Genomic DNA, 22,512 nt, shown 5'->3' with positions numbered 1-22,512 from the left:
TTCTGTCGGCGGTTAACACAACTGTCGGGTTGAAACCCAATACACCTTACCGATTCTATATATGGCCGGAAGTGGTACATCCCTGTACCGTATTAACCCAGTAATTTATTGAATTTGTGGGTTAATAGTATCGGCGCCACTCCTTAAGCTTAATGTCCGGTTTCGTAATGCATTGTGGCTTCTACAAATTCGATACTGCCGTCATCGTAGTGGATGTAGGCCTTTCCCCTTTGTATGGAATAGGCAGGTACATTAACTATACATGATAAGCCAGAACTGCATCCGTCAGTCCAGACAACTCGATCAATAGATTTGGTAATATTGACGATACTCCAGCTTCCTGTGGTCGAATTGCCAAAGCTAAAATCTATTCCAAAACAGGAGGAGGTGCCATTGCCAAACACATTGCCCCCGGGTTGCACACTCAAGTGACATACCATATCTGCTGAGAAGGCAGGCAGTGCGACTATTGCTAATAGGGTTGCCAATAGTATTTTTTTCATAGTCGTATTCCTATTCTTAAGTTTAATATCCAGTTTCGTAAAACATGGTGGCTTCTACCAGTTCGATACTGCCGTCATCGTAATGGATATAGGCCTCTCCCTCATTGGCCGTATAGGCATAGACGGTTACTCCACATGAAAGGCCGGAGCTGCAGCCTTTGGTCCAACGAATTCGATCAACAGGCTTCATAATATTGGTAATAGTCCAAGTCCCTGAGGTCGAGCCGCCAAAACTAAAGTCCAGTCCAAAACAGTGGGAGGTGCCATTGCCAATGACGGTTCCCCCAGGCTGCTGTACATTCAGGTTGCATATCATATCTGCAGAGAACGCAGGCAGTGCAGACATGGAGGCTGCAACCAGTAGAAATGCCAATAGTATTTTTTTCATAGTCGTATTCCTAATCTTATTATTTATGGGGTCTATCGTTACCGCGATTAATTCGACGGCGAACACGAGCCTATCACCAGTATTTTTTCTGTACCACCGCCAAAAACTCTATAGCTATAGGAATGCGACTAGGTTAACAAATTGTTTACAGTTGGTAATTTTTAATTATGAATTTATTTTAATTAACTGGCGCATAAAGCAACTAATAAATCGAGTCTTGGAGTTTCTTAATTTTCTAATGAATCTGTAAAAGTAGCTGGACCCAATTATCGTTGATAAAATTAGACCGTTTTTTTTGCACAGTTTTACGATTTCGGTTTAATTTTAATCTGGTACAGCACCAAATATGCACATAAAAAGGCATTTTCTGTGACTAAACTGTCGCTAGCCTGGATATCCTGGCTGATAGGACAATTCGTGCTGGTAGGTCAAATCAACCAATAGTCTATAGGGGTATATCAAAAAATACGACGATAAACTTGGTGTGCTTTCCTCCTCCTGAGTTTTGAGCGAAAGCATCTATGATGGGAAAGTGGATTTTGCTCAATAAGTGTTCGACAAATTTCTGAAATTTATTCTTTCTTTGTATCTCATATCGCTTAAAGTTTTCGGACAGGTCGGTCGACGGGTATTCATTGATCGATTCGAGCAAGGTGTCGAATCTCCGCAAAATTCGTGCTTATCAGCAGGGTCCCGTTTCGGAACACCGGCCTCAGCAGATTATTGCGCCCACCGAGAGCAGTCGCAGCCACTGTATACAACTTGCCCCGGTCATCTACGGTAAGTGCCAGGCGTCCGCGCTTGGATTTTTTTTCCGGATCGGTGACTGGGTCCTTGTAGATGGGCTGCCAGTGGCCATTTATGCGGATGGCACTGGCCTTCATGGCGAAGTTCATGACATCGCGGTCGAGTTTTTGCAGCAGTTCGCCGCCCATGCCAAAAGTGATATTGTCAGCGCTGATTTTCCGCTCTTTCATCGCCTGAAGGATTTTGGGTATGGAGTGACGCGATACGCCGTCGCCCTGTATTACCCGGATGAAGTCCGGCAGTACCCGGTAACCCCTGGTATTCTCGCAAAAGCCGAAGATACGCATCAGTCGCTCCAGGCTTTCAGTCACTATGGCGACCGGATCACCGGAGTCCGGTCTCAACACCAGAGTTCCGCCAGTGTTGACCACGCGGCTGCGCAGTTTGCCACCCCAGAGGTTTTCGATCGCATGCCAGAGGTCGTAGCTGTCGCTCACCACGGCCAGGGTTTTACCCGGCCCCGCAAACCGGTCGAGCATATTGGCGTAGGCATCGACTTCCCGCTCCCTGCCCCAGGCGGTCATGGTGCAATGCTCGGCGGCCGGAATGGAGTGGCCTGCCATGTCCGCGGCATAGAAACGGCGGGCTGCCACCAGTCCCGCTACCGTATCGGTGCCCTGGAAATTCACCAGGTGCGCCATGCCGCCCAGCATGGCGGATTCCTGACTGGTGGCACCTCTGGCACCGAAGTCGTGTAATTTGAACGGCAGTCCCTCCAGATTGTCGGCCGTCTCGCGCAGGAAACCAGCGATGCGCTTTTTGATCTCCCTGCTCTGGGTGGCCACCGTGGTGGGGTACCAGATGGCGCGTAATAAAGCGGTTTCCATATAGCTGGTGAGCCAGAAGCAGGCCGGGCAGGTATTCACCATCTGCAGCATCACATTGTGCGATGGAACCGGTGTGCCCTCGGCAACTGCGGAGATTTCCAGTGGCAGCAGACCGCCGTGGGCTGCGACGATATGCTCCCAGCCGGCGCGGTGAAACGGCAGCCCGTGTTGATGCAGAAGCGTTTCCGCTGCAGCGATATCCGCTGTGCTAATAGGCTGCAGCAAGTACTCTTTCACAAAAGCCTGCAAGCCAAAGAAGACCGCCTCGGGAAACTGCCCTCCCCGGCACTCTATGTAACTGCTCACATACTCGGAGCCGGACGGGTACTGGAGATAGTGGCTCGCCTTGTAGCTGTCGGTATTCAGGATCAGGTTGTGTTTCATCGTCCGGGGGATCTGTTCACGGGGTTGTGTCGCCGAAGGCGGAGGGCAATGCAAGCCATTGGCAGGGGTTCCATTCCACGCAGTCGCACAGGGTTTCAGACTCAGAGGCGGTATTTCTTCCTTTGCTTGCCGGCGAAAGGCTATCCTTGCCATGACCGGGTGGAGCGCGGCCCTTCCCAGAAAACTTTAGCTGCAAATCTGTCGACGGTCGGAACGGGTTAGGGACTGCGGGTGAATATTTTCACATGGGGATTGGCGACGTCTCATGGAGTATAAGGATTACTACAAGATTCTGGGCCTGGAGCGCGACGCAGACCAGGCGACAGTCAAGCGCGCCTACCGCAAACTGGCGCGTAAATATCATCCCGATGTCAGTGAAGAAGAACAGGCGGAGGACCGCTTCAAGGATGTCAACGAGGCTTACGAGGTCCTGAAAGATCCGGAGAAACGTGCCGCTTACGACCAGCTTGGCAGTAGCTACCATTCCGGACAGGAATTTCGGCCGCCGCCGGGCTGGGATGCAGGTTTCGAATTTCATGGCGGTGGCTATACGGAAGCGGACCCGGGTGCTTTCAGTGACTTTTTCGAGAGTTTGTTCGGCCGAGCGGGCGGTTTCGCGCAGGGCTTCGGCGGCGGTCATCAGCCCCAGTTCCACGCGCACGGAGAAAACACTTACGCCCGCATCGCCATAGCGCTGGAGGACAGTTACGGTGGTGCGACCCGGCAGATCACCCTCAAGCATTCCGAGTGGGGCGAGGATGGGCGCCCGCATACAGTAGAGCGAAAGCTGAAGGTGAAAATTCCCCGGGGGGTTACCGAGGGGCAGCAGATCAGGCTTGCGGGCCAGGGAGAACCGGGAATTGGTTCGGGTAAGCGGGGCGATTTATACCTGGAAGTCACCTTTACCCCTCACAGCCTGTATCGCGTCGAGGGCAAGACAGTTTATTTGGATCTGCCAGTGTTGCCTTGGGAGGCTGCGCTGGGTGCCAAAGTGGAGGTGCCCACCCCGGATGGCCCGGTTAACCTGACCATTCCACCAAACAGCGCCAACGGGCGCAAACTGCGTCTCAAAGGGCGTGGAATACCCGCGGCAGAGCCGGGGGACATGTATGTGGTGCTGGAGACGGTGGCGCCACCGGCCCACAGTGAGGCGGAAAAAGATGCCTATCGGCAATTTAGCCAGGCTTTTGAATATGACCCGCGCAGCGGGCTGCGGAGCTGACAGGAGATAGAGATGCCGTCAGATAAAGACCAGACAAAGGCTGCCGCAATCCTCGATGAACAGAGTCAGCTCAGCCTCAGTGAACTCTGCCGCGCCTGCGGCCTATCGGCTGAGTATATATTGGCATTGGTGGAGGAAGGCGTTATAGAGCCCCAGGGCAGATCCCAGGCGCTCTGGCGCTTCAGTGGTATCAGTGTGCGGCGGGTGCGTCGCGCCAGTACCCTGGAGCGGGACCTGGGTATCAACCTGGCCGGTGCAGCACTGGCAGTGGAATTACTGGAGGAGATTGAGCGACTGAGGGTACGTCTGGCCCGGTTTGAGAGAAGGCCCTAGCAGGTTGTTGAAAAGGGCATCCTGCCTGTTTCAGCGCACGAAAAGCAAAAAATGTGATTTTCACTTTTCTCCCAAAATCAACGACTTAGGCGCCGCCGATTTTGCCGGAACATCCATATTCCGGTACCAGGCGTCGAAATTCTTCCAATTTCAACAGCCTGCTAGGCAACCGCAGCTCGGCCCACGGTTACCACCAGATAGCCCATATAGGTGCAGTATGCCAGCAGCAGCACTGCACCTTCCCAGCGGTTGATTCGCCCCTGGCCGCGAAAGCCGTATGCAAACAGGTACAGCAGCAGGGTCAGACCCACTACCGTGGGCCAATCGCGGGACAGCACTTCCGGCGGTACCGAGTCCATAGGCGCTATGGCACCGGCAATGCCTACTACCGCCAGCAGGTTGAACATGTTGGAGCCCACCACATTGCCCACCGCAATGTCGAACTCCCCTTTGCGGGCTGCCGCCACTGTCGCCGCCAGTTCCGGCAGTGACGTTCCCAGCGCGACTATGGTCAGGCCGATAATCAAATCGCTGACCCCGAGCGCCTCGGCGATAGATACCGCGCCCCACACCAACAGCCGGGAGCTGATGATCAGCAGTGCCAGCCCCCCCAGGACCCAGAAAATCGCCCAGCCCAGGGGCATCACGTGGGATTGGAGCTCTCTTTCCACCTCACCTGCCAGCACATCGCCCTTGCCCTTTAGCGCTGCGTAAATAGTCCAGCCGATAAGGCCGACAAAGCCCGCCAGCAGGATCAGGGCCTCCCAGCGCTGCAGAGCACCATTCCACAGGAAGGCACCGGTGAGACAGCTGATGGCCAGTAGCAGCGGCAGCTCCCTGCGGACTATTTTTGAGTGCACTATCAGTGGCACAAACAGAGCGGTAAAACCCAGGATAAGACCCGTGTTGGCAATGTTGGAGCCGTAGGCGTTGCCCAGCGCCAGTCCCGGGCTGCCACCCAGGGCGGCGATGGCGGATACCACCATTTCAGGCGCAGAGGTGCCAAAACCCACAATCACCATACCGACCACCAGCGAAGGTACGCCGGCGTGGGTAGCGGTAGCCGCGGCGCCCTCTACAAAGCGGTCGGCGCTCCAGACCAGCAGGATGAACCCGGTAATGATAGCGAGGGAAGCGAGCAGCATTTTCTGTTCCTGATAGCAGTTACCGGGACCACCGGACCCTATAGCGGGGTTTGCGACCCGCATTCAAGTTTCGCAGCCGGCGGGTGGCAGTGCATGCGCGCCGGGCCATGCCGGCACGGCCGGACAAGCAGGGCACGGGAGGGCGATTGTACCCGCCCGGTAGAATAACGAAAGTATCCTGCCCGGGAGCCGTTCCTGCCCAGGTGGGTTAGGACCGCCGGCGGGTGTGGTGAAATTACCCGGTGGTGGGAACTATATTCGTGGAAAGACTGCTGGGAGTGGGGAAACTGCCGCAACCTGAGCGAGAAAATTCAGTGGCGATTTTTTTCAACAACAGACCCTAGGGAACCTCTGATTAAGTCAGTACTGTCTCAGCGGAGCCTGTGGCACCGCTTGGCAAGGCGCTGCGCGAAGGTCAAGGCTGGTTGTCCTTGATGAGCGCAGCAACACAGTCCAAGTGGCGCCACAGGCCCGCCCTACGGGGCTTTCCGTCGTGTCCGCCCGCTGCGTTGCAGCCGCTTGAAAGGCGGCCAGCATTCCTGCGCGACTGCGCCTAACTGGCGAACTCGACGCAATGCCTGAGATTGCACTGACTTAATCAGAGGTTCCCTAGCTCCAGCCAGCGGCGGCAGTGTCCCTTGCCGCACTGGGCTGCCACTTGTTGCGCGGTCCCACGACCGCATCCTACAGGTGGTCAGGCTGGCCGAAGAGTGCGCTCTTGAACCTACCGTCGTGGACGATGGGCTCCGCGGTAGGGCCGGCTGTAGTGGGGACGGGCGCGATAGTAACGGCTTGAGCGGTAGTAACGGTGCCCGCGGTAGCCGTGGTGATGGTAGTAGCGATAGCGCGGGTAGCCGTGGCGATAGTAGTAGCGGTACGCCGGGTAGGTACGGTAGCGATAGTAGCGGGGGGAAGAATAGTAAAATGAAATATTGCTCGAGGGGTAGGCGTAGGGGCTGCGGTAGTAATAGCTCGGGTAGCTCGACGAGTAACCGCGCGCATAATAACTGCCGGAATAATAGCCATCCGAGGCACAGGCTCCCAGGCCCAGCGCTGCAAATACAGTGGTGCTGATGAGCACCGTTTTAAGCTCTCTGTTCATAGCAGTATCTCCCGTGGGACATCTCCGTTGATGACGGCATTCCCTGCGGCTACTGCTCGCCGCTCGCCCTCGGTTGGATAAGGCGGTCCTTTCCGGGGCCGCCGGGAAGTGAGTTCACAGGAATCGCGGCCGCGCCAATGGAGGCCGCATGGTGATGGGGTGTGTTGAGACTGTTTGGCTTGTAGCTGCCGCCGCACAGGGTTTGGTTGACGGGAAGTGTGCCTGGGCAGAAACAGCCTGTGGAATAGGGCGGATGAGCCCTGGTGACACTGCCGGCGCCGCCAGGGCCGCTCCCATAGGGCACAGCGAGATGAATGACGGGTTGGAACGCTGCCATATCAAGCGCCCGGCGCCCGTCACCAGCAACTGCTCGGATCGTCGCTTCACTACAGACCTCCACGCCTTTCGGCGGGTACAGCGTCTACTTTCAGCCTAGCACTGTTGGCGTGAATTTCATCTTTTGTGTTTCGCCCAGGTTACTCCCTCACCCTGCGGGTTCGGGCTCAAAAAGAGCCGTCACCGGGAGCGGATACGGCTGGTTTGTATCCGCAACAGGCCCTAGCTTAGTGTCGTGGGGAGGCGGACCCCACCGATCCGCAATTGGCAGTGGGGCGCCGCCACTGGGCGTCTGCTGGTGTCCTTTACTGGGCCCGGGGGAGATGGTTATTCATCGGTGTCCTCGACAGTATTGGTGGCGAGTATCTTCGAGTTCATCAATGCCCGCTGCAGTCCTGGGATAAAGGTGGCACCGTGCACCACCTGTACGCTGGAGCCTTTCAGGTCATCGCCGAACGGCTGGTAGCGGCCACCGAGGCAGTCGGATAAAAAGGCTTCCGCGGCGGCGAAAAAAGACAGTCGGTTTTCCGGCTTCTGAAAACCATGTCCCTCATCCGGATAGAGAATATAAGTTACCGGAATCTCCCGCGCTTTCATCGCCGCTACTATCTGATCCGATTCCGCCTGCTTCACCCTGGGGTCATTGGCGCCCTGGCCGATGAGCAGGGGGCGCACAATTTTGTCCGCGCGATGCAGGGGTGAGCGCTCCGTCAGCAGCTTTCTCCCCTCTTCCGTATCCGGATTGCCCACGGCGGCATGCAGGGTGGAGCGGAAGCTCTCCCAATAGGGTGGTATCGAGCTGATCAATGTGTTGAGACTGGACGGCCCCACTACGTCCACACCACAGGCGAATTTCTCCGGTGTGAAGGTGAGCCCCACCAGGGTGGCATAGCCACCGTAACTGGCACCCATAATTGCCACCTCATCCGGGCTGGCAATGCCCTCGGCTATGGCCCAGTCCACCGCGTCCACCAGATCATTGTGCATGGCCCCGGCCCACTCGCCGTTACCGGCGTTGACGAACCCCTTGCCAAAGCCAGTGGATGCGCGGAAGTTGACCTGCAGCACCGCATAGCCGCGATTGGCCAGCCACTGGGCCTCGGGGTCGAAGCCAAAGCTGTCCCGCCCCCAGGGGCCGCCGTGCACCAGCAGCACCATGGGTATCGGCGCCGCCAGGCTGCCGCCCTGGTCGAGATCAGCCGGCAGGGTCAGGTAGGACACCAGATCCCTGCCATCGCGCGCGGAAAGGACCAGCGGGTACATCTTCGCCAGCGGCAGTGTCGCTAGTTTGGGGTGAGTGGTGAACAGCGTCGACAGCGTATTATCGCGGGTGTCGAAAACCTGGTACCGGGGCGCTGCGGCAGCGCTATCGGTATACAGAACCCACTGGCTGGCGTCGAGGGTGGAGCCGAGGATGTTGAAGTCACCGCGCACCTGTTTTTCCAGAGTGGCCAAGTCCTCGGTGTAGGCGCCGTCCAGGGGAATCCAGGCATTGGTCTCGAAGTTAATGGCGTAGGCGATTGGCAGGTGCCTGCGCGGATGCATGAGCACATTGGCAATATCCGCCTTGTTCGACTCGGCGATAACAACCTTGTGGCCGCTGTCCAGCGCATAGTGGACCAGTGCCGCCTTGTCCCGCCCGCGGCTGTCGAGCATGTAAAATCCAGTGTTGTCGCCATCAAACCCGAGAATGTGTGTGGTCAGTGCATCCTCGAAATCCACTTCGAACACTTCCAGCCAGTCGTCGTCAGCAAATTCGTATACGCGGTAGCCGCCACTGGGCGTCGATTCGGTAGCGAGCCTCAGCTTGAGGTCGTGATCCAGAAAAAACTGGGCGAAGCCGTCATTTTCCTGCAGCAGCTCGCGCCCGGCGGTTTTCAGATCGACTTTATAGAGATCGTGCCAGCGCGGGTCCCGGTCGTTCATGCCCACAATAACTGTACCCGGGTGGGTTTCGCTCTGCGCGACCATCTGCGCCTGCACACCGTCGAACGGAGACAGGTCGGTGATTTTGTTATTGTCCAGATCTACGGCGTAAAGGTGCCAGTTTTCGTCGCCATCGCGGTCGCGGATATACAGCAGGTGGCGGCTGTCCAGTGCCCAGAAATGGCTGGGTATACCGCGCCCCGTATCCCGCGTGACCGGCTTCGCCGAGTCTATGTCGCCGGCGGGTGCTACCCAGAGATTCATCACTCCGTTCAGGGGAGCGCGAAAGCTCATCATTTTCCCGTCCGGACTCAGTCGCCCCTGAAAGCGGCTCGGGTTGCCGAATAACAATTGCCGGTCAATGAGGGGCGGAGCCTGCGCTGTGGATTTTGTTTGTTCGGTGTTTATTCCGGTTTCTTCTTTTTTGTTGGCATCGGTCTGTTTGTCCGGCGCACACGCCGAGAGCAAAGCGGCAATGGAGAGGGCCCCTAAAAATCTCAATCGATTTATTGTTGGTCGCTTCATCACTAATTCCTTGTCTGCTTGCAGGTGCTTCCTATTTTTTTACCAGGGCAGCATCGCACAGGCGCTTGGGGGAAAGAAGGGGCGGATCCGGGGCTGAAGAAATTTGTGGCGTGGAAATTATTTCATGCAAAAAAAAGGCGCCAGCAGAAACTGGCGCCTTCTGAGAGTCTGGGTTCAGCCTCGCGGCTGGACAACCATCACTGATTTCCCGGCAGCAGATCCTCCGCCACAAAACCCCGGTATTCTGAGCCTGCGAGTAACTGCTTGGCCTGTTGAATATCCGGCGCGAAATACCGGTCCTTGTCGTAAAAGGGTACACGCGCGCGCAACAGTGCCTTGGCCTGCTCCAGTTTGGCCGTGGTTTTCAGCGGTGCGCGGAAATCCAGTCCCTGGCAGGCAGCCAGCAGTTCCACCGCGAGAATACCGCAGGTGTTGTCGGCCATATCCCGCAGGCGCCGCCCGGCAAAGGTGGCCATGGATACATGGTCCTCCTGGTTGGCGGATGTGGGCAGCGAATCCACACTGGCGGGATGGGCCAGGGACTTGTTCTCACTGGCCAGGGCCGCCGATGTTACCTGGGCGATCATAAAGCCGGAATTGACACCGCCGTTGTCCACCAGAAAGGGCGGCAGTCCGGACAGGTTGGTGTCGATCAGCAGGGCCATGCGCCGCTCCGAGAGGGCGCCGATTTCCGCCAGCGCCAGGGCCAGGTTGTCTGCCACCATGGCCACCGGCTCGGCGTGAAAGTTGCCGCCGGAGATAATGTCGGAATTTTCCGGCTGGGCGCCATCGGTAAACACCAGGGGGTTGTCGGATACACCGTTGGCCTCCGCCAGCAGCACTTCGGCGGCGCAGCGGATCTGCTGTAAGCAGGCGCCCATCACCTGTGGCTGGCAGCGCAGCGAATAGGGATCCTGCACTTTTTCACAGTCCTCGTGGGACTTGCCGATGTCACTGCTGTCACCCAGCAGGTCGCGGTAGCTGGCCGCCACATCCCGCTGTGCCAGCTGGCCGCGGGCGGCGTGGATGCGATCGTCGAACGGGCGGCGGGAGCCCTTGGCCGCCTCCAGGGTGAGGGATCCGGTGACCAGTCCGCCGGCAAACAGATCCTCCGCCGCGAACAGTCCCAGCAGTGCGAAGGCGGTGGAAGCCTGGGTGCCGTTCAGCAGCGCGAGGCCCTCTTTGGGCGCCAGTGTGAGGGGGCCCAGCCCGGCTTTTTTCAGTCCCTCGCTCGCGGGTTTGCGCGCGCCGTCGATAAAGACTTCCCCCTCCCCCAGAAGCACCACGCTCATGTGGGCCAGTGGCGCCAGGTCACCTGAAGCACCCACCGAGCCTTTTTCCGGAATCGCCGGGAAAACACCGGCGTTGACCAGTTGGATCAAAGCTTCGATGACTTGCGGGCGCACTCCGGAAAATCCGCGCGCGAGAGAGTTGATTTTCAACACCATGAGCAGGCGCACCGTGGCCTCATGCATAAAATCCCCGGTGCCGGCAGCGTGGCTTAAAACAATGGCCCGCTGCAGAGTCTCCAGGTCTTGCTGCTCGATACGGGTGTTGGCCAGCAGACCGAAACCGGTGTTGATGCCGTAGACAGTGCGGCCCTGACTGATCACCTGCGCCACTGTCGCCGCCGATGCCTCGATGGCGGTGTAGGCACTGGGGGCCAGAGAGAGCTTGACCGGCTCGCGGGCCGCGCGGCGAAGCTGCGCCAGGCTCAGCTGGCCGGGATCTATTTCCAGTTGATACATAAATATTTTCACCGAAAAATACGTGTTCGATTATATCTTCGTGCTTGCGGGCAAAAATTGAATCAGCCGTTCAGCATGGGCAGATCCAGGTCCAGCTGGCGAGCGCAGTTTTTGGCAATGTCGTAGCCGGCGTCGGCGTGGCGCATCACGCCGGTGGCCGGGTCGTTCCACAGCACGCGCTCGATGCGCTTGCGCGCGGCCTCGGTACCGTCGCAGACAATCACCACCCCGGCGTGCTGGCTAAAGCCCATGCCCACACCGCCGCCGTGGTGCAGGGAAACCCAGGTGGCGCCCGAGGCGGTATTCAGCAGCGCGTTCAACAGAGGCCAGTCGGACACCGCGTCGGATCCGTCCAGCATCGCCTCCGTCTCGCGGTTGGGGCTGGCTACGGATCCGGAATCCAGGTGATCGCGACCTATGACCACCGGCGCCTCCAGCTCGCCGCTGGCAACCATTTCGTTGAACGCCAGGGCCAGCCGTGCGCGGTCCTTCAGGCCCACCCAGCAGATACGCGCCGGCAAACCCTGAAACTGGATGCGTTCGCGGGCCATGTCCAGCCAGTTGTGCAGCTGCGGGTTGTCCGGTATCAGTGCCTTCACCATGGCATCGGTCTTGTAGATGTCCTCCGGGTTGCCCGAGAGGGCGGCCCAGCGGAAGGGTCCAATGCCCTCGCAGAACAGAGGGCGGATATAGGCGGGCACGAATCCGGGAAAATCGAACGCATTCTGCACCCCTTCCTCGAGGGCCATCTGGCGGATGTTGTTGCCGTAGTCGAGGGTGGCTGCGCCGCGCCGCTGCAGCTCCAGCATGGCCTCCACCTGGATTGCCATGGACTGCTTGGCCGCCTTCACTACTGCGGCCTCGTCCTGTTTGCGCATCTGGGCCGCGTATTCCAGGGTCCAGCCCCTGGGCAGGTAGCCGTTCAGAGGGTCGTGGGCGGAAGTCTGGTCGGTGACGGAATCCGGTGTGATATTGCGCTCTACCAGCTGCGGGAAAATTTCCGCGGCGTTGCCCAGCAGGCCCACGGACACCGCCTGCTGCTTTTCCCTGGCATCCGCAAGGATATTCAGGGCCTCGTCCAGGCTGGTCGCTTTTCGGTCCAGGTAGCCGGTGCGCAGGCGGAAGTCGATACGGGTCTCATCGCACTCCACCGCGATCATACTAAAACCCGCCATGGTGGCCGCCAGTGGCTGCGCGCCGCCCATGCCGCCGAGGCCGCCGGTGAGAATCCACCTGCCCGCGGCGGCGCCATCGAAATGTTTGCGCGCAACGGCGGCGAAGGTTTCGTAGGTGCCCTGCACTATGCCCTGGGAACCAATGTAGATCCAGGAGCCGGCGGTCATCTGGCCGTACATGGCCAGCCCCTTTTTATCTAGCTCGTTGAAGTGTTCCCAGGTAGCCCAGTGCGGCACCAGATTCGAATTGGCCAGCAGTACCCGCGGTGCATCGGCGTGGGTCCTGAACACACCCACCGGTTTACCGGACTGCACCAGCAGGGTTTCGTCGTCCTCCAGGCGTTTCAGCACCTCGACAATTTTGTCGAAACACTCCCAGTCCCGTGCGGCCCGGCCGATACCGCCATAGACCACCAGATCTTCGGGCCTTTCGGCGACGTCCGGGTCCAGGTTGTTCATCAGCATGCGCAGTGGCGCTTCTGTCAGCCAGCTTTTTGCATTCAGCGCAGTACCGCGGGGTGCAGTAATCCTGCGGCTGGGGTCGTGACGTTTATCGGCAGTCATGGTCACCTCGAATCCTGTGATAAGTGGTTCGGATATTCCCGGGTGCGACAATCGCTCCGGTTTTTTTGTAGGTTAAAACCGCAGTAGTGCACCCAGACGGTAGCGGTTGCCGGGGTGTATCAAACGGGCAAAGCTCACTGTGCCCGAGCTGCTTTTAGTGCGGCGCCAGATCTGCAGGCAGGCGCTGCCGGCCTCTATTTGCAGTGCCTGCGCAACCGGGCCGTCGGCAGCTATCGCCTCTACCGTGGTGTCCGCCTCGGTCAGCGGTGCTACCCGGGACAGATAGGCGTTCGGCGTGCTGCTGGAAAAGTCCTGACGCAGATATTCCGGGGCAAGCGCCGGATTGGTGTAGCGCTCCTCCCACTGGACCGGCAGGCCGTTGTCCCTGTGCACTATGATTGAGTGAAAGGTGCGTGCACCCTCCCCCAGAGACAGTGCCAGGGCCACTTCAGCGGTAGCGCACTGTGCCTCCAAAACCAGAACCCGGCTGCTGTATCTGTGGCCGCGGGCCGAGATTTCGTCGGCGATATTGCGCACTTCCAGCAGCGAGCCGGCGGGCACCGGCTCGGCGACGAAGGTGCCCAGCCCCTGTGTCCGCTGTAACACACCCTCATCGGTCAGTTCACTCAGGGCGCGGCGCGCGGTCATGCGGCTGACACCAAACTCCTGTGCCAACTGGTTTTCCGACGGCACCTGAAAGTGTATCGGCCAGTCGCCGGACTCAATGCGACAGCGCACATGGCGCTTGATGGCAAGGTAGCGGGGCTGCCCCGGCACCGATGGCACATCTGCTGAAGGTTCTGTTGCAGTATTCATAAACTCAGGTAGAGTGCGGCCTCGTCTTGTATATGCTTGTATATACAAGATCAACTATGAATCGGCGACCCCGGTCTGTCAAGGTGGTCACTGGACCCCAGGCGTGGCAAGGTTCACCTCTGGCGCCGACCTTCGCCGGGGCCCGCACCCGGGGCCGCCTGTAGACCGGGGTTAAAATAAGAGGAAAACGCACCGTGAGCCTTCTATGACAGAACGCTGTGACCTGTTGATTACCAATGTGCACGCCGCCACCATGGACCCCTCTGTCAGTGGCGCCTATGGCGCTGTGGAGGATGCGGCGGTCGCCATCACCGGCGACAGGATCGTATGGCTGGGGCCGCGCAGAGAGCTGCCCCACTGTGCCGCAGACCACAACATCGACGGCGAGGGTGGTTGGCTTACCCCCGGACTCATCGATTGTCACACCCACCTGGTGTACGGCGGTCACCGAGCGTCCGAGTTCGCCCGGCGCCTCGGCGGTGAGAGCTACACAGAGGTGGCACTATCCGGTGGCGGAATTTTATCCACGGTGCGCGCTACTCGCGCCGCCAGCGCCGAGCAGCTCTACCGCGCCGCCGAGCCGCGCCTGCGCGCCCTGCTGGCCGAGGGTGTGACCACGGTGGAAATCAAATCCGGCTACGGGCTCGACCTGGACACAGAATTAAAACAGCTGCGCACCGCGCGGCGGCTCTCCCAGCACTACCCGGTGGCAATTACCACCACCTGCCTCGCTGCCCATGCGTTGCCGCCGGAGTACGAAGGCCGCGCAGATGAGTACATAGATCTGGTGTGCGAAGAGATACTGCCGGCAGTGGCCCGCGAACAACTGGCCGACGCGGTGGATATGTTCTGTGAATCCATCGCTTTCTCCGTGCGGCAGTGCCAGCGGGTCATCGACTGTGCACGGGGGTTGGATCTGCCCGTCAAGGTGCACGCTGAGCAGCTGTCCCGGTCCGGCGCCACTGCCATGGCTGCCGGGGCCAGCGCCCTATCGGTGGACCATGTAGAGTATATTAGCGACGAGGATATAGCGGCCATGGCCGCCAGCGGCACAGTGGCGGTGTTGCTGCCGGGCGCTTACTACACATTGCGCGAAACCCAGAGGCCGCCGGTGGAGACGCTGCGTGCGGCCGGTGTCTGCATGGCACTGTCCACGGATCTCAACCCCGGTAGTTGTCCCATAGCGTCGCTGAGGCTGATGATGAATATGGGCTGCAATCTGTTTGGGCTCACCCCCGCCGAAGCTCTGGCCGGCGTCACCCGCAGTGCGGCCCGCGCCCTGGGAATGTGTTGTTCCCGCGGCGCTTTGCGGCCCGGGTTGCGCGCCGACATGGTGCTCTGGCCTATGGATACCCCGGACCAGTTGGCCTACGAAATAGGCGCACTGCAACCCGCACAGATTTTTTTTGGAGGCCGGGATGTTACAGCTGGCTGATATGCGCCTGTGGAGCGGCCGCACTGATGCTGAGGACGGCAGGGCGGGCGAGCGCTGGCACCAGCGCATTACCCCCCTGCAACTGGACAGTGCTCCGGGACTGGCGGTGCTGGGTTTTGCCAGCGATGAGGGGGTGCGCCGCAACCAGGGGCGTATCGGTGCCGCCAAGGGTCCGCGTATTTTGCGCCTGGCGATGGCCAACCTGCCGGCCACTTTCGACCGGCCCCTGTACGACGCGGGCAATGTGCGGGTGGAACAGGCGGACCTCGAATCGGCTCAGGCACTGTTGGGGGCGCGGGTTGCGGAACTGCTCGACGGAGGCCACTTTCCCCTGGTACTGGGGGGCGGTCACGAAATCGCCTTCGGGAGCTATCAGGGAATTGCCCGCTGGATGCGTGAACTGCACCGGGATAAAAGCCTCGGCATCATCAATTTTGATGCCCACCTGGACCTGCGTATTCCGTCACCGGCCGGCAGTTCGGGAACGCCTTTTTATCAAATTGCCGAGGAGTGCAAACTCGCCGGCAAACCTTTCAACTATCTGTGCCTGGGTGCGGCGGACAATGCCAATACCGATGCCCTGTATCGCCGTGCCGCGGAACTGGGCGCGCAGGTGATCCGCGACCGGGAGATCACCGCCTGGAACCTGGATGTGACGCTGGAAAGGATCGCCGCATTTATCGATGCGGTGGACCTGGTCTATCTCACTGTGTGCCTGGACGTATTTCCGGCAGCGGTGATGCCGGCAGTGAGCGCCCCCGCCAGCAGGGGGGTACCGCTGGAATTGTTTGAACCCATGCTGGATAGGGTGCTGAACTCCGGCAAGGTCTGCCTGGCAGACATGGCTGAATTCAATCCCTACTTCGATATCGAGGATCACGCCGCGCGTACCGCTGCGCGTATCGGCTTCCAGATCGCCAACGGTGTAATGCCTAAGGCCTGTTCAAAAAGCCTCCACGACCAGCCAGCTTGATTTGCGGCCCGTACCCGCCGGTTCGAAACAGCCGCCCACCCTTAACCCGGCGACTCCATAAGTCACCGGTTAACGGGAAGGGCCTGTGCGCCTGGAATCTGCTGGCTCACTTCCTACCAAAGACAAAGAGAAAAAGGTCCGGGTAATTTCCACTGGAAAAATTTTCGTAAGTTTTTTCACCGCCCAGGTACTGTAGAGGTAACAACAGGGGGTGAAGTGGAATCACGCGACCAACTTTTTCAGCAGCTGCTGGCCGAGCACAGTGGGGGCGTGTCCCGCGTCGCAGCGACCTATGCGCGCGGCATCGGCGAGCGCGAGGATCTCACCCAGGAGATCTGGCTGGCAGTATGGCGGGCCCTGCCCGCATTCCGCGGCGAGGCGAGCCTGAAAACCTTTGTCTACCGCATCGCCCACAACCGCAGTGTCTCCGCGCTGGTGCGTCGCCGCCCGCCGGGTGATGCGCTGCAGGACGCCGAAGAGCCGGAGGACCCGACGCCGGGGCCGGCGCAACAGTATGCCGCTCTGCGGGATGCGCAAAGCCTGCTGGCCGCTGTGCAAAAACTGCCGCTGGGTTTGCGCCAGACACTGAGTCTGCGCCTGGAAGGTTTGAGTTACGAGGAAATTGCCGAGGTACTGGGGGTTTCGGAATCCAATGTGGCGGTAAGGCTGAATCGCGCGCGCCAGCGACTGAGCGCACGCCTGACAAGGGAAGAGTAGATATGGCTGATGGGAACAACGGTCACTGGCGACAACTGGAAGCGCTCTGGCAGCAGCAGCCGGTTGCACTGCCGGTGCCGGAAGAATTGTGCAAGCTGGTTAAGCGCCAGGCCCTGCGACTGCGTATCTTCGCCGGCCTGGAGTGGTGTATGGCGGCGCTGCTGGCGGTCTACGCACTCTATAGCCTGGGACAGGGTATGACCCTCAGCAACCTGGCCTGGAGCCTGATTCTGGTGGGCCTGGTGGCCTGGGCCCTGCGCTTTTCCATTGGCAACCGGCGCGGTATCTGGCACCCGTTGGAGGAGTCCACCCAGGCATATCTGGCACTGGCACGCGAACGGCTGCAGCGCAAGCGCGCCGCCATTCGGTTCGCCTGGATTCTCTTTGCCACCGAACTGGCTATTTTTGCCCTTTGGCAACTGCTGGCGGCCTTCGGCTGGCTCGACCCCCTGTTTAATCTTTTCTCCTGGCGGGCGCCGCTTACTATCGGTGTGATCGCTGGAATTCTCGGCGCCTGGAGCTGGCTGGCAAGCGCCCGCATCCGGCGGGAAACACTTGTGTTTGAACAGATTCAACACAGCCAGGAAGAATAATTTTAAGGAAAAAACCCAACCGCGACAGAACAGATAAAACTCGATTATTTTTTGAATATTCAGATTTTTTAATTTGCAGGAGAAACCTAATGTTTACGGATTTTGATCAAACTCTGGCGGCGTTTACCGAGGCCTTCCGCCAAATGAATTGGGTGCAGGTGCTGATGTTCACACTGTTTTTTCTGGTGGTGTGGTTTCTGCCGGCAATCGTGGCACTCTTCTGTAACCGCCGCCATTTGGGCAAGATATTCATTGCCAATATCCCCGCCATCGCCTCCTGGGTGGTCTGGTTCGGCCTGCTGGCCTGGGCGGCGACGGGTCGTTTGACACAGAAAAAAATCGCCGAAGAACCATAAACGCCAAAAGCGGCAATCGCTATACGCCGGCAAGTTATTTAGTTACCGGGCTAATAATTGAAATCGCAAGCCGCTGGAAGAGAGCGCTGAAATACTGCAACCAATATGCAACTAGTTGCATATTGGTTGGGTAGCGGCTATGGTTGGAAAATCAAGATAACAATAGGGCGCTGCCCATGGCTGCTTCGAAACCGGCTTCCCAGGCCCCAAAGCCCAGCCGCTTGCGTATTGGACGGCGCTACCGCGCCACCCGACTCGATCCCCCCTACGATGCCATCGTCATCGGCTCCGGCATTGGCGGGCTCACAACGGCGGCCCTGCTCAGTGCCGTGGGTCGCAAGGTACTAGTGCTGGAGCAGCACTATACCGCCGGGGGCTTCACCCACGCCTATGATCGCAACGGTTACGAGTGGGACGTGGGTATTCACTATATTGGTGACGTGGGTGAACATCCCACCATGGTCCGCAAGCTGTTCGACTTTCTCTCGGATGGCCAGTTGAAGTGGGCACCGATGGATCGGACCTACGACCGGATCTTTCTCGGTGACCAGCAGTTCGATCTGCGCGCCGGGCCGGAGGCATTTATCTCCGGTTTCCTGGAGCGCTTTCCCGGCGAGGAGCGGGCACTGCGCGAATATCTCAAGCGGGTTTCTGCGGTGGGCCGGGCCATGCCGCTGGTGACCATGGAAAAACTGCTGCCGCTCTGGTGCGGTCCCCTGTTGTCGCTGATCAAAAAGTGGAGCCTGCCGCCCTATCTGCACAAAACCACCTATGAGGTGCTAAGGGAACTGACCGACAACGAAACGCTGATTGCCGCGCTCGCCGGCCAGTGGGGTGACTACGGCATGACCCCGGATGTCGGCAGCTTCATGGTCCATGCTTTGATCGTCAAACACTATCTGTACGGTGGCTACTATCCAGTGGGCGGGGCCAGCAAAGTGGCCGAGACCATTATTCCGCGGGTTCAGGCCAGCGGCGGTGAAGTGTTTACTTATGCAGAGGTTGAGACTATTTTGCTCGACGGCCACCGTGCCGTCGGTGTGCGCATGGCCGACGGCACCGAGATCCGCGCACCGCTGGTAATCTCCAGCGCCGGTGTATTCAATACCTTTGCCCGGCTGCTGCCCGCAAGCGCGGCAGAACATAGCGGTTATCGCAGCCAGCTCACCAAGGTGCGCCCGTCCATGGCGCATCTGTGTCTGTACATCGGCTTGCAGAAAACCGCTGAAGAACTGGGCTTGCCGAAAACCAACTACTGGCTGTATCCGGGCGCTGACTACAGCGGCAATGTGCAGAAGTTCCTCGAGGACCCCAACGCCGAAATCCCGCTGGTCTACCTGTCTTTCCCCTCGGCCAAGGACCCCAGTTTTGCCCGGCGCTATCCCGGCCGCGCGACCATCGAAATCGTCGCCCCGGGGCCCTATGAATGGTTTGCCCAGTGGCAGGAGCAGCCCTGGGGCAAGCGCGGGGCGGACTACGAGGCCCTCAAGGAGGACTACAGCCAGCGCCTGCTGGAGTATTTGTACCGGCACTTCCCCCAGCTGCGCGGGCAGATCGATTACTACGAACTCTCCACCCCCTTGTCCACACGCTATTTCTGCAGTTACGGGAAGGGGGAAATCTACGGCCTGGACCACGATCCCGATCGTTTCAAGCAGACCTGGCTGCGGCCAAAAACCCGTATCAAAGGTCTCTTTCTCACTGGCCAGGATATTATGAGCTGCGGTGTGGCGGGGGCCATGGTGGCCGGTATGGTTACCGCGCAGAGTATCCTGGGTCTGCGCCGGGGGCGGTCACTACTGAAACAAGTCTTCGCCGATTCCGCTTCTGCAACGGTGAAAGAAACGGACCCGGGGCCGGGCTCCGTTTCCCGCTCCCCCTGACTCCAGAGAGCCCCTGGTGCGGGAAAGGCTGATTTTGCCTGGGGCAGGTGTCGTGGGGTGCCGCTGGTAGCGAACCCCGGTGATGGGACAGGTCCAGCGGGGACCTATGACGGTGCAGTGAGGGGCAGGTAGGTTTGAGAATGAAAAAAAGGCCGCTGGGGGCGGCCGAGTTAGGGGGTCAATATTCGCAGCGGGTCAGACGTCGAGTTTTACCAGGTCGTAGGGGGCCAGCGCCGGGATTGCGGACTGTAGCTTTTGCTCGGTGCTGTCGATCACCGCTATCTGACTGCAAAGTGCCTCCACCCTCTGCTCAAGCCGCTCGGCCCGCCGTTCCACTTTGTGTCCGATTTCCTCTGCCATCTGTTCAGCTTTGGCATCAATACTGCCGCCACCGGTAAATACCGCTTTTAGAGTGTGCCAGGCGATGGCGCTGGCGGACTTTCGCGCAAGCCGCTCCACCTGGGGCTCCAGTTCCTCGTCGACCATTTGCGCGATGAAGGTGTCCGTTTCCGAGTGGTCAAGGGTATACACCTCACCGTTTTGGTTCAGGTGGTCCTCTACCCGCTGGCGCAAAGCGTCCGCGGCCTGTTTCATATCGAGGGTATCCGGGTGATCCGCTCCGAGCGCGGCCAGTGCAACGGAGACACCGTCGAGGGCCAGTTCCACCGCTTCCAGCGACACCAGGGTCAACTCGCGGCCGGCCTGATGCAGCTGCTGCTGGTACTGCCTGAGCAGCCGTTGCTGAGCGCTGTTCAGGGCGACCTTCCGGCCATCCACCAGCAGCTGGTCCGGGGCGGCGTAATGGAACAGGGTGTCGTGGTCATCTGCCGCGGCCCTGGCTTCGATAAAACCGGGGCCGACACTCACCGAATGGCGTAGCTCCGCGGAGCATTGGACGTCGTCGTCAATGGACAAATCAATGTTGTGTGCCCAGGCACAGCTGCCGGCGACCGCAAAGCAGGACACCAGGCCGAAGTTGGTGAGGGGTTTCCACATAGAGCTAATACCAAGGTTTTTATCGGTTGGCATTAGGACGCGCTCAATTGAGAAATGGATGCGCCGCGGGGAATTATTTTTTAGGTAACTGAACACGAACCCCCGGACAATCCGGAGGGTGCAAAAAAAGGGGCCAGAGGCCCCTTTCCCATCCTGTTACAGTGGTTATGGGTATCAGCGGTTTGGCTTACCGCCTCCATTGCCACCGCCTCCACTACCGCCACCGGGGTTAGAGCCGCTACAGGCGTTGGCGGCCAGATAGTCAAACGCAGCCTTGGCCTGGACCAGACCATAGCCATAGGCGTTGTCCCGACCGGCGGCGCCCAGGTCTTCCGCCGTAGCGTCCAGGGCAGCGCGGATTTCACCCGGAGCACAGGACGGATAGTGGCTCCAGACCAGCGCCGCGACACCGGCCACATGTGGCGTGGCCATGGAGGTGCCATTGTTATAGCCGTAGTCGCTGGCTTCCACAGATACAGTGGCGGAGCTGCCCAGCTGTGCCAGCAGTGCTGCGCCGTCGGTATCGGAAATGCCCACCGAGGGAATGCCGGTGACAGTTTCACCCAGGGTGCCTGACAGGGGGCCCGCTTCGTTGTTGTAGATGATGGCGCCGATACCGCCGCCGGCTTCACAGGCCTGTACCTTTTCAGCAAAGGAAATGTCGCCGCGGGATATAAGGCAGACTTCACCCGCTGCCGCTGTGCAAGCAGTGTCACCCAGACCGCAATCCACCAGAGCGCCGCTGGCGGAGCCGTGGGGACTGCCTTCCATACCCAGGGCCGCTACAGCGTTGCCGGAAACTGACAGGGATGCATCGGTGCCGCTGCCCACCGGAACAGAGGACAAAACGGCCACTCCGGGGGCCGACAATTCAACCTGGTCTGTCTGCTGGGAGAAGTCGGCGATGTTCTTGTCGCTGTCGATGGCCGCCACGGATACGACGGAGTCGTAGGAGGCCGGGTAGGAGTGGCGGGTGTTGCCGTCGTTGCCGGCGGCGGCTATGGAGAGTACGCCCTGGCTGTACAGGTCGCCAAAGGCCCGCTCCTCGGTGCGGGACTTGCGCTCACCACCCAGGCTCATATTCAGCACCTCGGCGCCATTGGTGACGCAGGTGTCCGCTGCTGCCACCAGTGAGGAAGAGTAGCCCCAACCATCTGGATTGAAGACTTTGACGATATGCAGGTTGATATTGCCGTTGGGCAGCACGCCCACAACACCGGTACCGTTATTGATGGCGGCAATGGTGCCGGCTACGTGAGTGCCGTGACCAAGCTGGTCCTCGTACCAGTTGCCGGTGCCAGAGTCATTGGTGCCGGTCACTGCATTGCCCGACAGATCCTCGTGGGCAATATCGTAACCGGAGTCGATGATACAGACAGTGCGGTTGCCCGCGGCCATATCGCTTACCTGATCCGCCTGCACCATGGGAATACCGAAAGGGACTTCCTGTGCCATGGGATAGCGTTTCACATCCGGCTCAACATATTCCACGTTGGGGTTGTTCGCCATTGCCCGCAGTGCCTGTTGCGGCAGGTAGGCCGCCATGGCGTTGCGCTTGTCCAGTGCCAGTGCGGACCGGCCGCCGGCCTGTCGCATTTGCGCTTTTACTGCGGCACCTTTGCCGGCTTTGAATTTGATGATGTAGCGCTGGTCGTCGGCGCTGGCGTAGGAGGAAACTGCAAGCGCGACCGCACTGGCCGCGAACATGGACATCGTTTTTCTCATAAATACTCTCCGCAGTGGGCTGTTTTTTTTTAA

Annotated in this window: 20 protein-coding genes; 9 read left to right on the top strand and 11 right to left on the bottom strand. The window is 59.3% G+C overall.

What is annotated here, in order from left to right; translation table 11 throughout:
* Positions 1 to 149: 149 nt before the first annotated feature.
* The 3 genes from ABVT36_RS03865 to ABVT36_RS03855 form a co-directional block, all read right to left on the bottom strand.
* Complete coding sequence (locus ABVT36_RS03865) at positions 150 to 503, bottom strand: hypothetical protein (RefSeq protein ID WP_368455354.1); 354 nt, start codon at positions 501 to 503, stop codon at positions 150 to 152.
* Between the two features lie 22 nt (positions 504 to 525).
* Complete coding sequence (locus ABVT36_RS03860; RefSeq protein WP_368455353.1) at positions 526 to 891, bottom strand: hypothetical protein; 366 nt, start codon at positions 889 to 891, stop codon at positions 526 to 528.
* A gap of 632 nt (positions 892 to 1,523) precedes the next feature.
* A complete protein-coding gene (locus tag ABVT36_RS03855) occupies positions 1,524 to 2,909 on the bottom strand; it encodes a nicotinate phosphoribosyltransferase (protein WP_368455352.1) in 1,386 nt (461 codons plus the stop codon).
* A 265-nt stretch (positions 2,910 to 3,174) separates the two neighbouring features.
* Between ABVT36_RS03855 and ABVT36_RS03850 the strand changes: the two genes are divergently transcribed.
* Together ABVT36_RS03850 and ABVT36_RS03845 are read left to right on the top strand one after the other, a co-directional pair.
* A complete protein-coding gene (locus ABVT36_RS03850; protein WP_368455350.1) occupies positions 3,175 to 4,131 on the top strand; it encodes a DnaJ C-terminal domain-containing protein in 957 nt (318 codons plus the stop codon).
* Between the two features lie 12 nt (positions 4,132 to 4,143).
* A complete protein-coding gene (locus ABVT36_RS03845) occupies positions 4,144 to 4,464 on the top strand; it encodes a chaperone modulator CbpM (protein WP_367149969.1) in 321 nt (106 codons plus the stop codon).
* A 161-nt stretch (positions 4,465 to 4,625) separates the two neighbouring features.
* Here the strand turns inward: ABVT36_RS03845 and ABVT36_RS03840 are convergent, their stop codons facing one another.
* Together ABVT36_RS03840 and ABVT36_RS03835 are read right to left on the bottom strand one after the other, a co-directional pair.
* Positions 4,626 to 5,609, bottom strand: coding sequence for a calcium/sodium antiporter (locus ABVT36_RS03840; RefSeq protein WP_367149968.1), 984 nt, complete (start codon positions 5,607 to 5,609; stop codon positions 4,626 to 4,628).
* Between the two features lie 724 nt (positions 5,610 to 6,333).
* Positions 6,334 to 6,711, bottom strand: a complete 378-nt coding sequence (locus ABVT36_RS03835) for a hypothetical protein (RefSeq protein ID WP_368455349.1) — start codon at positions 6,709 to 6,711, stop codon at positions 6,334 to 6,336.
* A 253-nt stretch (positions 6,712 to 6,964) separates the two neighbouring features.
* Between ABVT36_RS03835 and ABVT36_RS03830 the strand changes: the two genes are divergently transcribed.
* Positions 6,965 to 7,147: a hypothetical protein gene (locus tag ABVT36_RS03830; RefSeq protein ID WP_368455348.1), complete on the top strand. Its 183-nt coding sequence runs from the start codon at positions 6,965 to 6,967 to the stop codon at positions 7,145 to 7,147.
* A 227-nt stretch (positions 7,148 to 7,374) separates the two neighbouring features.
* On the opposite strand, the gene ABVT36_RS03825 is transcribed toward ABVT36_RS03830, so the two are convergent.
* The 4 genes from ABVT36_RS03825 to hutC all read right to left on the bottom strand — a co-directional run bounded on the left by ABVT36_RS03825 (position 7,375) and on the right by hutC (position 13,801).
* On the bottom strand, positions 7,375 to 9,498 hold the full coding sequence (locus tag ABVT36_RS03825) for an alpha/beta fold hydrolase (protein WP_368455347.1): 2,124 nt from the start codon (positions 9,496 to 9,498) through the stop codon (positions 7,375 to 7,377).
* 197 nt (positions 9,499 to 9,695) lie between these two features.
* Positions 9,696 to 11,246, bottom strand: a complete 1,551-nt coding sequence (hutH, locus tag ABVT36_RS03820; RefSeq protein ID WP_368455346.1) for a histidine ammonia-lyase — start codon at positions 11,244 to 11,246, stop codon at positions 9,696 to 9,698.
* 62 nt (positions 11,247 to 11,308) lie between these two features.
* Positions 11,309 to 12,985: a urocanate hydratase gene (gene hutU, locus ABVT36_RS03815; protein ID WP_368455345.1), complete on the bottom strand. Its 1,677-nt coding sequence runs from the start codon at positions 12,983 to 12,985 to the stop codon at positions 11,309 to 11,311.
* Between the two features lie 72 nt (positions 12,986 to 13,057).
* Positions 13,058 to 13,801 carry a histidine utilization repressor gene (gene hutC / locus ABVT36_RS03810; RefSeq protein WP_368455344.1) on the bottom strand — a complete coding sequence of 248 codons (744 nt, stop codon included), beginning with the start codon at positions 13,799 to 13,801 and terminating at the stop codon, positions 13,058 to 13,060.
* Positions 13,802 to 14,006: 205 nt separating this feature from the next.
* On the opposite strand from hutC, the gene hutI reads away from it, so the two are divergent.
* The 6 genes from hutI to ABVT36_RS03780 all read left to right on the top strand — a co-directional run bounded on the left by hutI (position 14,007) and on the right by ABVT36_RS03780 (position 19,758).
* A complete protein-coding gene (gene hutI, locus ABVT36_RS03805) occupies positions 14,007 to 15,236 on the top strand; it encodes an imidazolonepropionase (protein ID WP_368455343.1) in 1,230 nt (409 codons plus the stop codon).
* Entirely contained in the window at positions 15,220 to 16,209 is a 990-nt protein-coding gene (gene hutG, locus ABVT36_RS03800; protein ID WP_368455341.1) for a formimidoylglutamase, read from the top strand. Before hutI ends, hutG begins: the two co-directional genes overlap by 17 nt.
* A 216-nt stretch (positions 16,210 to 16,425) precedes the next feature.
* Positions 16,426 to 16,926: an RNA polymerase sigma factor gene (locus ABVT36_RS03795; RefSeq protein WP_368455340.1), complete on the top strand. Its 501-nt coding sequence runs from the start codon at positions 16,426 to 16,428 to the stop codon at positions 16,924 to 16,926.
* Between the two features lie 2 nt (positions 16,927 to 16,928).
* Positions 16,929 to 17,519, top strand: coding sequence for a hypothetical protein (locus ABVT36_RS03790; RefSeq protein WP_368455339.1), 591 nt, complete (start codon positions 16,929 to 16,931; stop codon positions 17,517 to 17,519).
* 89 nt (positions 17,520 to 17,608) lie between these two features.
* Positions 17,609 to 17,875: a superinfection immunity protein gene (locus ABVT36_RS03785; protein WP_368455338.1), complete on the top strand. Its 267-nt coding sequence runs from the start codon at positions 17,609 to 17,611 to the stop codon at positions 17,873 to 17,875.
* 176 nt (positions 17,876 to 18,051) lie between these two features.
* Positions 18,052 to 19,758: a phytoene desaturase family protein gene (locus ABVT36_RS03780; protein WP_368455337.1), complete on the top strand. Its 1,707-nt coding sequence runs from the start codon at positions 18,052 to 18,054 to the stop codon at positions 19,756 to 19,758.
* Between the two features lie 195 nt (positions 19,759 to 19,953).
* Here ABVT36_RS03780 and ABVT36_RS03775 read toward each other — a convergent pair whose 3' ends face one another.
* Together ABVT36_RS03775 and ABVT36_RS03770 are read right to left on the bottom strand one after the other, a co-directional pair.
* Complete coding sequence (locus ABVT36_RS03775; protein ID WP_368455336.1) at positions 19,954 to 20,754, bottom strand: DUF2884 family protein; 801 nt, start codon at positions 20,752 to 20,754, stop codon at positions 19,954 to 19,956.
* Between the two features lie 174 nt (positions 20,755 to 20,928).
* Positions 20,929 to 22,479, bottom strand: a complete 1,551-nt coding sequence (locus ABVT36_RS03770; protein ID WP_368455335.1) for a S8 family serine peptidase — start codon at positions 22,477 to 22,479, stop codon at positions 20,929 to 20,931.
* Between the last annotated feature and the right edge of the window lie 33 nt (positions 22,480 to 22,512).

This window comes from Microbulbifer sp. TYP-18, from assembly GCF_040932045.1.
Classification (GTDB): domain Bacteria; phylum Pseudomonadota; class Gammaproteobacteria; order Pseudomonadales; family Cellvibrionaceae; genus Microbulbifer.
The sequence above is the reverse complement of the archived record's forward strand: the minus strand, read 5'-3'. Positions and strand labels throughout refer to the sequence as shown.

What these genes read in the sequence shown, in the direction of transcription:
- hutI (WP_368455343.1), top strand. Translation starts at nt 14,007, where the DNA reads ATGACAGAACGCTGTGACCTGTTGATTACCAATGTGCACGCCGCCACC.
- ABVT36_RS03865 (WP_368455354.1), bottom strand. Translation starts at nt 503, where the DNA reads ATGAAAAAAATACTATTGGCAACCCTATTAGCAATAGTCGCACTGCCT.
- ABVT36_RS03770 (WP_368455335.1), bottom strand. Translation starts at nt 22,479, where the DNA reads ATGAGAAAAACGATGTCCATGTTCGCGGCCAGTGCGGTCGCGCTTGCA.
- ABVT36_RS03860 (WP_368455353.1), bottom strand. Translation starts at nt 891, where the DNA reads ATGAAAAAAATACTATTGGCATTTCTACTGGTTGCAGCCTCCATGTCT.
- ABVT36_RS03840 (WP_367149968.1), bottom strand. Translation starts at nt 5,609, where the DNA reads ATGCTGCTCGCTTCCCTCGCTATCATTACCGGGTTCATCCTGCTGGTC.
- ABVT36_RS03855 (WP_368455352.1), bottom strand. Translation starts at nt 2,909, where the DNA reads ATGAAACACAACCTGATCCTGAATACCGACAGCTACAAGGCGAGCCAC.
- hutC (WP_368455344.1), bottom strand. Translation starts at nt 13,801, where the DNA reads ATGAATACTGCAACAGAACCTTCAGCAGATGTGCCATCGGTGCCGGGG.
- ABVT36_RS03780 (WP_368455337.1), top strand. Translation starts at nt 18,052, where the DNA reads ATGGCTGCTTCGAAACCGGCTTCCCAGGCCCCAAAGCCCAGCCGCTTG.
- ABVT36_RS03850 (WP_368455350.1), top strand. Translation starts at nt 3,175, where the DNA reads ATGGAGTATAAGGATTACTACAAGATTCTGGGCCTGGAGCGCGACGCA.
- ABVT36_RS03845 (WP_367149969.1), top strand. Translation starts at nt 4,144, where the DNA reads ATGCCGTCAGATAAAGACCAGACAAAGGCTGCCGCAATCCTCGATGAA.
- hutG (WP_368455341.1), top strand. Translation starts at nt 15,220, where the DNA reads ATGTTACAGCTGGCTGATATGCGCCTGTGGAGCGGCCGCACTGATGCT.
- ABVT36_RS03830 (WP_368455348.1), top strand. Translation starts at nt 6,965, where the DNA reads ATGAGCCCTGGTGACACTGCCGGCGCCGCCAGGGCCGCTCCCATAGGG.
- ABVT36_RS03835 (WP_368455349.1), bottom strand. Translation starts at nt 6,711, where the DNA reads ATGAACAGAGAGCTTAAAACGGTGCTCATCAGCACCACTGTATTTGCA.
- hutU (WP_368455345.1), bottom strand. Translation starts at nt 12,985, where the DNA reads ATGACTGCCGATAAACGTCACGACCCCAGCCGCAGGATTACTGCACCC.
- hutH (WP_368455346.1), bottom strand. Translation starts at nt 11,246, where the DNA reads ATGTATCAACTGGAAATAGATCCCGGCCAGCTGAGCCTGGCGCAGCTT.
- ABVT36_RS03790 (WP_368455339.1), top strand. Translation starts at nt 16,929, where the DNA reads ATGGCTGATGGGAACAACGGTCACTGGCGACAACTGGAAGCGCTCTGG.
- ABVT36_RS03825 (WP_368455347.1), bottom strand. Translation starts at nt 9,498, where the DNA reads ATGAAGCGACCAACAATAAATCGATTGAGATTTTTAGGGGCCCTCTCC.
- ABVT36_RS03785 (WP_368455338.1), top strand. Translation starts at nt 17,609, where the DNA reads ATGTTTACGGATTTTGATCAAACTCTGGCGGCGTTTACCGAGGCCTTC.
- ABVT36_RS03775 (WP_368455336.1), bottom strand. Translation starts at nt 20,754, where the DNA reads ATGTGGAAACCCCTCACCAACTTCGGCCTGGTGTCCTGCTTTGCGGTC.